Origin of the sequence: Actinotignum schaalii (assembly GCF_028864145.1) — a bacterium.
Taxonomy (GTDB): Bacteria; Actinomycetota; Actinomycetes; order Actinomycetales; family Actinomycetaceae; genus Actinotignum; species Actinotignum schaalii_B.
On record NZ_JARBHJ010000031.1, the window covers coordinates 1 to 11,779 of the forward strand.

Below are 11,779 nucleotides of genomic sequence, written 5' to 3' on the forward strand. Positions count from 1 at the left end.
ATACCCATATCAACATGGAGCGCCCGTGGGAAGACGGTCTAAACATCCGTAAAGGCCGGATCGGGAGCTAACGACACGCCGTCATTAGCAACTATTTTTGTCTATTAACCCAAAGTACCCCCGAAGTACCCGTAAGTACCCCTAAAGACCGGTCAAGAGTGGCTACGGGGGAGCGTTCCAAGCCCCACCATTCCCCGACTTTCCCGCGCCAGCTCAACAAAAACTAAGCCCTCAGGCCGATTTCTCGACCTGAGGGTTAGATCGCATGCGGAGAGTAAGGGATTCGAACCCTTGGTGCGGGGTCGCCGCACAACGGTTTTCAAGACCGTCTCATTCGGCCGCTCTGACAACTCTCCAGGCAGCGCCGCCCACGCGGGCTGCAAAAGGCAAGTTTAGCTTAGTTTCGCGCGCTGCCACACCCGCCTGGATTCTAAATCGGAATGCAACAGCGCTGCGGTGCTATCTATAGCGCCACCACCTACGCCGCCGGCACCGCCACGTCAAGTTCTGGGCCAAACTGCCCCACAGCCCCAAACTCACCCACCGGCGTGAACTCCGGCAGCAGGATGCGCTCCATCAGATGCGCATCCATATCCGCCGAGTGGTTACCGGAATGGGTCATGCCGGTGTCCTCAAATCCCTGGCGAGCGTAGAAGCCGCGCAGCGGGCCCACGCAATCCAGGCGCACCCGGTCGTAGCCGTAGGTGACTGCCAGCTGGGCCATCGCGGCCAGGATCGCCCGCCCGGCGCCCTTCGCCTCAACGGCCGGATTGGCCATGAGGGTGTGGAGGTAGAGGGCGGGCCTGTCATCGAACCAGATGAGCGGGTCGGAATGCAGGGCCCGCACGGCGGCGGTGATAGTGCCATCGGCCGCGCGCAAAGCCCAGAATTCGCCGGCGTCTACCTGCTCGGCGATTTTCCACACCGGCAGCGAGCCGAGGGGCCACTGGCTGTTACCTGCGGCGGCCATAGTTTCTTCGATGGTGCGGCGGATGGTGGCGAGGGTGGGGATATCCTCACGCGTGCACCGGGTCAGGTGAGTCAATTGAGTGGTCATGAGAGTCGTCGTCCTCCGCAACTCGGTCCCACAGGGGAAATTCGGTCAGGAATTAGCCAGCGCTTGGCATGCATGAAGCAAATATGCGCTGCTGTTAGGTTGGGTTGGGGGTGGCGTCGTCGTACCGGACGAAACACCGGGGGTGTCACGCGGTCATGGGCCGCTGAACGCTAGCGTAAAACAAGAAAAGTCTTCAGTGCAAGCTCTAGTAACGGTCAAGAATCGGTATCGTTGCTGTACGCGAACAGCTGGAAACGCGGGTGGTACCGCCCGGCCTCGCTTGCTGCACACAGGATTTTACACAGCGCGGCGGCCCTGTCAAAACGTGGTGTGCACCACCGGCACGTGTCTGCCGTGAATGAAGGGCGACGACGCCGCGCCTACCGCCCACCAGCCCTGTTATCCCGCGGAAACGTGAGCGGCGGCGCCCCAGCGCCGGGCCGCGGCATTAAGTCTGACAACCACATAGGATGGTGCCATGACTTCTCTACATAAGGACCCGCACAATGATCGTGCGCAGGCCACCGCGCCCAGCGCTGGCGCCGCGGCTGGCCGTTCGGCCCGCGCGCTCGTCACCCGTACCGCCGACCGTGATTTCCGCATCCCGGCCGTGCTGCATCGGGATAACCAGCTGACCGTCTTCTTCGATGAACGCCCGCATCCGAGCGGGGATTTTGACTGGGAAAACCTGGGTGGGGCAATGGCTGCCGACCTGCCTAATCCCAACCGTATTTGCTATATCACCGCCAAGCTCCCCGCGCCGGGCACGCCGCTGCGCGCGCAGGACCTTGAATTTTCCGCTCCGCTCCCGGTTCCGGGAACTCCTGCGGTGTGCGGGGATCCGTGTGTGGCCGGCGCTCCGGTAGCCAGTGCTACGGGCGCGGATGCCGCAGCGCCAACCGCCGCCGGGAACGATGCCGGCATCACCCTGGCCTACGCCGCCTCGGAAGAAATCGGCTATTTCGGCTCCCGCTTTGATGGCCCGCGGCTGGAAGCTTGGATCGCCTGGGGGACCAGCCTCGATTCTCTGAGCCATACTCGGGTGGACGATGAGCTCTATAGTGAGCTGCGTTGCGATGGTCTTTTCGCCACCTCCGGCTCCACCCCGCTGCTGGGCGATACCGCGCTTCTCCCATACGTGACGAACCGCGGCGGGGAGGCGGTTATCTACGTGGTGCATGTGCGCGCAGGCAAGATTGTGGCGATTTCCGAGCCGATCCGCCCGGTGGGTACCCCCGGCTTGGACGAAACCACCCTCGAGGTATGCGGGGGAGAGGTCATCGCGAATATCCGCCTCCAGGGTTGCGGTGGGCGCGTGGTGGCACGCTCGAGCGATGGCCTGAGCTGGTCTGAACCGCAGCCCCTGAACTTCCCCGATCCGGGTTGCAATGCCAAGCTCATCACCTGCGGAGATGGCACCGTCCTCATCCATCCGCATTCGGATACCGCGCGGGAGAACGGCGCTATTATTGACGACGCCGGACGCCTGCTCCGCTCCCTGGGCCCGGGCGAATTCGGTTACTCCGACGCGGTGTGGCTCGCGGATAACCTCGCCGTCGTTTTTGAACGCGAGAACTCGCTCTACCTGGACCTGATCCCGGGCGAGGAACTGCGCTAACTAAACCGGAAACGTAGCCGCGTGGCACGCCACGCAACGGGGCCGGGTGAGCTGGAAATCCAGCCCACCCGGCCCCGGTTTGTATCTCGCTTATCGCGCCGCGAGGTGCTTCTCAGCGCGAGGTGCTTTTTTCAGCGAGATGGGGAGCGCTTAGCGCCGCACGCCAGGCGTGTCGATGCCATCGCCATCCCAGTCACCAATGAGGAGCTGATCGCCGGGCTTGCCGTAGGCGACGCTCATCACGGTATTGCCCTGCGCATCGGCGGTGTAGATGATGTTGCCGCGGCGCACCCCAACGGTGTCCACGCCGTCGCCATCCCAGTCACCCACGATGACCTCATCGCCCACGCGGCCGAAGCTGAAGACAGCGTCCGCATTTCCGGATTCCAGGGAGTTCTTCACGAAGAACTGGTTGCCGCGTACCGCCGCGAAGGTCGCGATGCCGTCGCCATCCCAGTCACCGGAGATGAGGGTATCGCTGGCCTTGCCGTAAGCGATGACGCTATCGGCATTGCCGCTGGTCAGCGAGTTCTTCACGAACACCTTATTGCCGCGAATAACCGCGAAGGTGGCCTTGCCGTCGCCATCCCAGTCACCCACCACAACCTTATCGCCGGCCTTGCCGTACGAGAATACGGTGTCGGCGTTGCCGCCGCCCAGGGAGTTCTTCACGAAGAACTGGTTGCCGCGGCGCACAGCAACGGACTTGCGGCCGTCACCGGTCCAATCGCCCACGAGGACTTCGTCGCCGGCACGCCCATAGGAGAAGACGAGGTCAGCAACTGTGGATGTCCACGAGTTCGAGAGGTAGTTGGCGTTACCGTGCGATTCGGGAACCGCGGGTTCGCTCGGCTCCGGTGTCGGTTCCGGGCTGGGAGTGGGGCTCGGGTCCGGAGTGCCCGGCGTCGGGTCAGTGCCCGGAGTCGGTTCTGGCGAAGGTGCCGGCTTATCGGGCGTCGGATCCGGCTTGGGGCTCGGATCGGGAGTGCCCGGCGTGGGATCGGTGCCCGGAGTCGGCTCGGGTTCGGGGCTCGGCTCCACGCAGGTATCGGAAACCTCGGTCATCTTGTACACCGCGATTTCTGCGGCGGAGGCCAGGGAATCGGCGGTGCGCCCGTAGGTGCCGGTAATGCGCAGGCGCAGGAACTTGGTGTCCTTAGTGTCCACGAAGAAGGTTGCCGGCTCCGGCGAATTCTCGAAGGTGCCTTCGGCAATCTTCACCGCGCTCTCAGCGTCCTTACCGGCCCACAGTTCCGCGGAGCGGATGCGGCCGTTATCCCCGCCGAAGCTGCGCGGGTGCACATCCACCCGGCCGATATTCTCAGCCTGGGGCAGTGCCAGATCAATATCCAACGGCAGCTTGATCGTGGAGCTCCACGGGCTGTGCCAGATGGTATTGAGATCGCCATCGAAGAGGTTATCGGTGCCGTTATCCTCGCGGGTAGTTTCTGCTGCCACTTCATTCGCGAGCTTCACGCCCGGCACGTAGACCGGCCGCGATTCGCACTTGCGATTGATGAGGGTGACCTCGGCGAAGCCATTGGCCGCCACCTTGTCACCGGAAGTAATACGGAACGGGATGGTTTGATCACCCGAACCGGCCAGTACCTTCGCGCCAATGGTTACCGGCACCTGAACAACGCGGGTTTCCCCGGCCTTGAGGGTGCCCAGCTCCACGGCTTCGGCTTCCCACCCGGCGGGCAGCTCACCGGGGGTGGCCACCACACCAGCGAGATCCTCGCTGCCCATATTCGTTACCGATAGCGGAATCGTGGACTTACCGCGATACACCTTGGCGTTCTCCGCGGGTACCGCGGAAACAGGCAGAGAGTTCAGCCAATCCAGGGTGAAATGCGCGTAGAGCATGTCGTTGTTATCGCCCTCGTAGAAGATGCCGTACCGGCCGTCATCCATGGCCCACATCGTGGAGTACGACATGGCACCGCGCTTGAACTGCTTACCAACTGACCACGTGCGTCCGTCGTCGTACGAAATACGCACGAGGCCGTTCGAACGCGAGGTCGCGGACGACGAGGAGTACAGCAAAATCTTCGCCTGCGCGCTGCCTTCCGGAGCGTTCGGGAACGCGCGGATAATCGAGGCGTTATTGCGCGGGTCGGGCAGCTGCCATTCAACCTGCATCGGGGTGTAGGTCTGGCCGCCGTCCTTCGAGAAGGCGATCTTGCGGGCCATGATGCCGTCCGAGGACCGCGAGTTGAGCATGACGGTGCCGTCGGAAAGCTCCACGACCTTGTTCTCGTCCATGTTCCCGTAGACCGGCTGGCCGGGGGTCCAGGTGGCGCCGTTGTCATCCGAGTAGACGGAGACGGCGGCGTAGCCCTTGCCGTTCGGCATGGTCATCGTGAACTGCTGGATGAGGCGGCCCTTATGCGGGCCGTACTTGAGCTGGATACCAGCGCCGGAGGCCGCGAAGCGGGAGCGAATATTCTCATCGAAGGTGATGTCCTTGGTGATGAGACGCGGCTTCGACCAGGTCTGGCCGTTGTCATCGGAGTAAACCACCTGCGCGTGCAGGGCCCGCCGGTTATCCGGATCGGTGCCCGGCTGGGAATCCTGGAAACGCACATCGTAGGAGAACACCGAGAAGAGGAAAATACGCCCGGTTTCTTCGTTCACCACGAAGGAAGGATCCGAGAAGCCGTACTTATCGGCGTCGCGGATATGTCCCTTGCCCTGGAGGATTTCCTCCGGTGCCGTCCACGACTTTCCGTTGTCCTTGGAGATACGGAGAGTGATGTGATTCGGGTTGGGGGAGTCCATGCAGGAATCCGGGCGGCCGTCATAAGCCGCGAGGATCCAGCCGTTATTCGCTTGGGCGAGGGCCGGAATACGGTAGCAGTAGTTGTCCTTATCCCCGGCACGCGCGAGGCGCACGGTTTCCATATCCCCACGTTCGGTGGGGATAGTGGCCGGATCGGGCCGCTTACCAATCTCCTCGTTGATCACCTTGATGGCGGGCAGCTCGGCACGGATATTATCCTGAAGCACCCGCGTGCCCTCGCGATCCTCCGTGGCGCGGAAGACCACGTAGGGGGTGAAGGTGCCACGCTTGGCATCTTCGGCGGTCACCTTGTAGGTGATGGTATTGCAGCCCTTGGTATCTCCGGCCGCCAGATTACCCCAGCGGCAATTCGGGGTGCCGGTGGTCAGGAAGCGGTTGAGGTTGGACTGGTAGGGGAAAGCCGTGATCGTGCGATCTGAGGTATTCGTGTAGGAGACACGGAAGGTCAGTTCCTGGCCGATGCGCAGCGGTTCTCCACCGTCATCGGTGCGCTCGAAGTCCACGGTCATGTACTGCTGGGGTGCGGGGGTTTCCCCTTCGCGTTCCTCCAGCCGGGCAATCGCGCTGGCGTTCACCCCGACCTTGCCTTCCACATTCACAACGAAGTCAAGCCCGATATCGTCGTCGTACGCGACAGCATCATTACCGATGGTGACCGGAATAGAGACCGTACGGGTTTCGCCGGCCTCCAGTTTTCCGATCTGTACCTGCTCAGCGGACCAACCGCGCGGCAGCCACAGCGGCGCCATAACCGGATTTTCGATGGCGGTGCTACCAAGATTAGATACGTTGATCTTCACCTTCGCTTCACCGCGGTTGACCACCACGCGCTCGGGGGTGGTGGAGAGCGGTACCGAGTTCAGCCAATCGAAGCCAAAGTGGGCATAGAGCATGTCATTGTTATCGCCCTCGAAGAAGATGCCGTAGCGGCCATCTTTCATCGCCCACATCGTGGAGTAGGCCATAGCGCCCTTCTTGAAGAGCTTGCCCACCGACCAGCTTTCGCCGTCGTCATAAGAAACGCGGATGAGGCCGTTGTGTCGCCCGTCTGCGGAGGACGAGGAGTAAAGCAGAATCTTCGCCTTATCGCTGCCCTGCGGCGCGTTCGGGAAGGCGCGGATAATCGAGGCGTTGTTATGCGGATCAGGCAGCTGCCAATCGATTTGCATGGGGCTGTAAGTCGCCCCGCCGTCCGTGGAATACGCAATCTTGCGGGCCCACACATTATCCGAGGAACGAGAGTTAATCATGAGAGTGCCGTCGGACAGCTCCACGACCTTGTTTTCGTCCATGCCGCCGTAAACAGGCTGGCCCGGGGTCCAGGTCTCGCCGTTGTTATCCGAGTACACGGAAACCGCCGCGTAACCGCGGTTATTCGGCATGGTCATCGTGAACTGTTGAACCAGGCGGCCCTTGTGCTTGCCGTACTTGAGCTGGATACCAGCGCCGGAAGCGGCGAAGCGGGAACGAATGCCCTTATCGAAAGTGATGTCGTTCGTGATGATACGGGGCTCAGACCAGGTCTCGCCATTGTCATCCGAGTAGACCACCTGTGCGTGCAGCACATTGCGATCCTTGGGATCCGTGCCCGGGCGTGAATCCTGGAAACGCTTGTCATAGGAGAAGACGGAGAAGAGGAAAATACGGCCGGTTTCTTCGTTCACCACGAAGGACGGATCGGAGTAGCCGTACTTATCGCGGCTGTAAAGGGTGCCCTTGCCCTGGAGGACTTCCTTCGGCTCGGTCCACGATTTCCCGTTGTCCTTGGAGATACGCAGGGTGATGTGGTTCGGGTTGGGGGAGTCCATGCAGGATCCGGGGCGGCCGTCGTACGCGGCCAAGATCCAACCGTTATTCGCCTGTGTGAGAGCCGGAATACGGTAGCAGTAGTCTTCCTTATCGCCCGCGCGTGCCAGGCGCACGGTCTCCATATCCTTGCGCTCGGTGGGGATGGTGGCCGGGTCCGGTTCCTTCGGGGCCTGCTCGTTAATGAGGGTTACCGGGGCCAGTTCCTGGCGGATACCTTCCTGGAGGACTTTTGTGCCGTTGCGATCTTCGGTGGCGCGGAATTCCACGAAGGGGGTGAAGGTGCCGGTCGCTGCATCTTCGGCTGTCACCGTGTAGGTAACCTTCGTGCAGCCTTTGGTTTCGCCGGGCTTGAGATTGGCCCAGCGGCAATTCGGTGTTCCATTGGTGAGAACACCCTTGAGATTCGACTGGTACGGGAACGCCGTGATGTTTCGCTTCGAGTGGTTCGTGTAGGTAATTGCGAACGTCATCTTTTGGCCGATGCGGAGCTCATTCCCGTTGTCATCGGTTCGTTCAAGGGTGAGCGACATGTAGTTCGCGGCGTTCGCGGTATTTTCCGCCTCCGAAGCTGCGGTGCTTTCGGCGGCTCTGTTAGTAGGGTCGGTTGCCGTTTCGCTGTTTTCTGGCGTGCTCTCCGCGGCGAGAGCGCTTGACGTGCCTGATTCTAATTCGTCAGCAGTGAGGGCCGGCGGCTGCGCAGTCTCGAGGACTTCCGCTGCCTGAGGTTCGGGCTGCGGGGGCGTTTCCCCCGGGCTGGCCCACGCTGTCAACGGCGTGACCGTGAGAGCAACCGTGGCTGACAGTGCCACGAATGCACTCCACCCACGCCGGGCGCGAGGAGTTGACATTGTGCTGTTACCTTTCTGGCAGACATCATCGTCTCGTCTGACGCTATTGTCAGACAACAACGAAAATAGCACAGCAACTCCGCGCTTGGAAAGTATTGTCAGACAACACTGCCTAGTGGAACAGCGTTCCGGCCGCATAAAACAGCGTTTCGGGCATGCAGAACGACGTTGTGGTCATGCTGTGGAACGTTGTTTTGGTGGATGTCGCGGCCGTGGCGGGTCTATTTCTCCGCGTTTCGGTACGACGGCGCAGCGCAGTCGGCACGTAGCTCCGCAAAGCAGTTCAATGCCACGGTAAGAATATCCGACATGGCCAGATAGCGCTCCACCGGGGCTCCGCTACAAGCCTATCGGGATGGGAATGCCGAAACAATGATTCTGGCTCACGCCATAATTTTTAGTTTGGAACTGAAGGATAAAAGCGTGCGGGCGGAGGGCACTCGGGCTACTGGCCGCAAACAGAGATCCAGCCCGCCTCGACCGAAGTCGAGGCGGGCTGAACGATTATGTATATTCTAGCCAGCTTTGGGAGCCGTGGACAAAATGCGAATCCCGCCTCACAACACCCCGGAAACCCGCGACGTTGGATCTGCAATATCGGCAAAGGAGGCGGCTCGCTGCGCCCGCGCGGCAATATCCGCAGCCCGCTCGGCCCGCACGGCCCGCTCAGCCTCGCGCTGCTGGGCAGCGGCCTGAGCGGTAAGCGCCGCCGGCGCCGCTTCCGGATCCCCGCACTCCCCGGGCGTGCTTTCCGCGCTACCCCCGGAACCCCCGGAATTCGCGTGCTGCTGAGCTGCTTCATGGCGGTCAATAATCATATTGAGGGGCCGGTAGTGGTCAATGACCGCCCCGCGATACGCGAAAATATCGCCATCTTCGGCGGCCTGGATAATACGTTTATGCGCCTGAGCGGTTTCGAGGAGAAGTTCATCGACGTCGTCGTTTAAATCGCGCAGCGCAATAGAGTGCACCACCCACAGCGCCGTCACCATCTCTAGCGCCACCTCGTTATCAAGCGCGGACGTCATCGCAATGTGGAACTCAATATCTTCGTGCTGGAAATTTTCCCCGCGCAGCGCTTTTTCGGTCATCCGCGCCACGATCTCGTGCAGGTTATCGTGATGGGTGCCCGACAGTGCCCGCACCACGCCTTCCGCCATCCCCAGATCCAGATATTCGCGCAGCTGAGCAACGCTTTCCACCGCGCCCGTGCCCGCTCCGGCGCGCGCGGAGGAGCGCAGCAACAAGGACTCCACCAGCGGGGAAAGGGACATATTCGCCACCTGGGTGCCCTTCCCGCGCTGCGAGGTGACGATATCCAGCGCGGCCAGCTTCGACAGCGCCTCGCGCACCGAGGAGCGTGACACTCCAAGTTCCCGGCACAGCTCTGCTTCGGTGGGAAGCTTCGCGCCGGGTTGCAGGCGTTCTTCAATAATTCGCTGTTTCAAAGCGTCCATGACCAAATCGGCGCGATCCGAGCCGGAACGGGTGTGGCCGCCGGTGGCCCGCATAGCGCCCTGCGTGGCATGTGACTGCGCGTCGTCGGGCATCATGACACCTAAGGTATCGGAAAATGGGTGTTTTCAAAAGATGTGCGTGTGAATATTGAATTGTGTCACGTTACGCCCGTTTTCGTGCGCTTTCGTTATGTGCGGGGTGGCACGACGACGCCGCCACCGGCGCCCGGATCCCCTCCCGCTTTCCAGGTTCATCACAAATTGGTCACAGTTTGCTCACAAGGCAACGGCCGGCCTTGCACAAAGTTGTCAGACAATCTAAAGTCATAGGTACGCGACGCTAAAGATGGTTGTCGCACGCGAAAAAATAGCGGAAATTCGGCAGTGAATTTCCGGAAGAACTCAAAGGAGAGGACACTTCAATGACACGCATGAAGTGGGGCGCCAAGGCCACGGCCGTGCTGGCCGCTGGTGTGCTGGCGCTGTCCGGCTGCGGTGGCGGTGGATCTGACACCGGCAAGAGCGGTGGAGATGCACCCGAGAAGGCCGCAGTTCCCTCGGGACAGCCGGCAAAGGGTGGCACCATTCGCGCGGCGGCCGCCTACGAATCCAATAACTACCATCCCTCGTCCACCTCGTCCGCGCTGGCAACCGGCGCGAATATGCACGTGGTGGAGGGCCTGTACGAACTGGATTACCACGATTACAAGCCCTACCGCGCCTTGGCCAAGGAAGATGCTCCCACCAAGGTGACCGATACCCAGTACGAAGTTTCGCTGCGTGATGGCGCGAAGTTCTCGGATGGTACCCCGGTAACCACAGACGACGTGGTCAAGTCCTTCGAGCGGTCCACCGCTGAGGGCAATATCTACCTGCCGATGCTCAGCTTCATTGACAACGTGCAGAAGAAGGATGACAAGACTGTCACCATCAACCTCAAGCATCCCTTCTCGCTGGTTAAGGAGCGCCTGGCTCTCGTCAAGATCGTTCCCGCCTCGATGAGCGATGATGAGCTCACCTCGAAGCCCGTGGGTACCGGCCCGTGGAAGTACGATGAGATCACCAGCGCCCACATCAAGTTCTCCCCGAATGAGAACTACAACGGGCAGTTCCCGGCCACCGCGGAAGCGATGCAGTGGGAGATCCTCAAGGACGATACCGCTCGTACCACCGCCTTCCAGCAGGGCACCGTGGATGTTATCGAAGCGGCCCCGGCCGATGCCGAAGCTCTTATCAAGGGTGCCGGCGGTGTGATTGACGCGGTTCAGGGCTTCAACCTGCCCTTCCTGCTCTTCAACACCAAGAAGGCTCCGCTTGATAACAACAAGGTGCGCCAGGCATTCTTCTACGCTGTTGATACTGAGAAGCTGATCTCCAACGCGCTCTCGGGTAATGCGAAGGCCGCCAAGTCCTTCCTCCCGGAGAGCCATACGAACTTCCACGAAGCTTCCACGGTCTACAAGTACAACCCTGAGAAGGCCAAGGAACTGCTCAAGGAGGCCGGTGTTGAGAACCTCGACATCAAGCTGCTGACCACCGATCACCCGTGGATCACCGCACTGGCTCCGCAGATCAAGAACGATCTGGCTGCCGTTGGTATCAACGCGACCATCGAATCCCAGGCTTCCTCGGCGCTCTACGCCAATAACCTGGACGTCGATAACCCGACCTTCGATGTTGCTCTCGCCCCCGGCGATCCCTCGGTCTTCGGTCAGGACCCCGACCTCCTGCTCAGCTGGTGGTACGGCGATAACACCTGGACCAAGAAGCGCACCCAGTGGGGTGGCTCCGAGAAGTTCAAGGAACTGCACCAGTACATGGATAAGGCTGTCACCCTTGAAGGCGACGCCCAGCAGCAGGAATGGAACAAGGCCTTCGATCTGGTATCCGAAGAAGTTCCGCTCTACCCGCTCTTCCACCGTCAGATGCTGACCGCGTACTACCCGGACAAGGTCACCAACTTCTCCCCGATCTCGACGACCGGCCTTGATTTCATCAACGCTGGCGCCGCGGCTGGAAAGTAAATAATCGCGTGACTCAGCGCTGACGACACGCGCGGCGCTGGTTCAAAGAACACACGGTAATGCGAGGGCCGGGGGTGGTGTAAACCCCACCCCCGGCCCGAGCTTTGCCCAAATACTCCCTCAAATAGTCAACGCGGGGCGCCGCAGCCCCGAGGAGATATTG

At 61.1% G+C, this 11,779-nt stretch carries 5 protein-coding genes and 1 tRNA gene; 2 read left to right on the forward strand and 4 right to left on the reverse strand.

The window, feature by feature from the left end:
* Positions 1-268: 268 nt before the first annotated feature.
* Positions 269-356 (reverse strand) — tRNA-Ser (locus tag PWJ82_RS07380).
* A 122-nt stretch (positions 357-478) separates the two neighbouring features.
* The gene (locus tag PWJ82_RS07385; protein WP_016441977.1) at positions 479-1,057 is read right to left on the reverse strand and encodes a GNAT family N-acetyltransferase; all 579 of its coding nucleotides are present in this window, start codon (positions 1,055-1,057) and stop codon (positions 479-481) included.
* Positions 1,058-1,535: 478 nt separating this feature from the next.
* On the opposite strand from PWJ82_RS07385, the gene PWJ82_RS07390 reads away from it, so the two are divergent.
* On the forward strand, positions 1,536-2,675 hold the full coding sequence (locus PWJ82_RS07390; protein WP_274733001.1) for a sialidase family protein: 1,140 nt from the start codon (positions 1,536-1,538) through the stop codon (positions 2,673-2,675).
* Between the two features lie 150 nt (positions 2,676-2,825).
* Here the strand turns inward: PWJ82_RS07390 and PWJ82_RS07395 are convergent, their stop codons facing one another.
* Together PWJ82_RS07395 and PWJ82_RS07400 are read right to left on the reverse strand one after the other, a co-directional pair.
* Complete coding sequence (locus tag PWJ82_RS07395; RefSeq protein WP_274736052.1) at positions 2,826-8,135, reverse strand: exo-alpha-sialidase; 5,310 nt, start codon at positions 8,133-8,135, stop codon at positions 2,826-2,828.
* Between the two features lie 557 nt (positions 8,136-8,692).
* The gene (locus PWJ82_RS07400; protein ID WP_274736054.1) at positions 8,693-9,688 is read right to left on the reverse strand and encodes a FadR/GntR family transcriptional regulator; all 996 of its coding nucleotides are present in this window, start codon (positions 9,686-9,688) and stop codon (positions 8,693-8,695) included.
* Positions 9,689-10,014: 326 nt separating this feature from the next.
* On the opposite strand from PWJ82_RS07400, the gene PWJ82_RS07405 reads away from it, so the two are divergent.
* Positions 10,015-11,616, forward strand: coding sequence for an ABC transporter substrate-binding protein (locus tag PWJ82_RS07405; RefSeq protein WP_274736055.1), 1,602 nt, complete (start codon positions 10,015-10,017; stop codon positions 11,614-11,616).
* Positions 11,617-11,779: the final 163 nt, after the last annotated feature.

What these genes read in the sequence shown, in the direction of transcription:
- PWJ82_RS07385 (WP_016441977.1), bottom strand. Translation starts at nt 1,057, where the DNA reads ATGACCACTCAATTGACTCACCTGACCCGGTGCACGCGTGAGGATATC.
- PWJ82_RS07390 (WP_274733001.1), top strand. Translation starts at nt 1,536, where the DNA reads ATGACTTCTCTACATAAGGACCCGCACAATGATCGTGCGCAGGCCACC.
- PWJ82_RS07395 (WP_274736052.1), bottom strand. Translation starts at nt 8,135, where the DNA reads ATGTCAACTCCTCGCGCCCGGCGTGGGTGGAGTGCATTCGTGGCACTG.
- PWJ82_RS07400 (WP_274736054.1), bottom strand. Translation starts at nt 9,688, where the DNA reads ATGATGCCCGACGACGCGCAGTCACATGCCACGCAGGGCGCTATGCGG.
- PWJ82_RS07405 (WP_274736055.1), top strand. Translation starts at nt 10,015, where the DNA reads ATGACACGCATGAAGTGGGGCGCCAAGGCCACGGCCGTGCTGGCCGCT.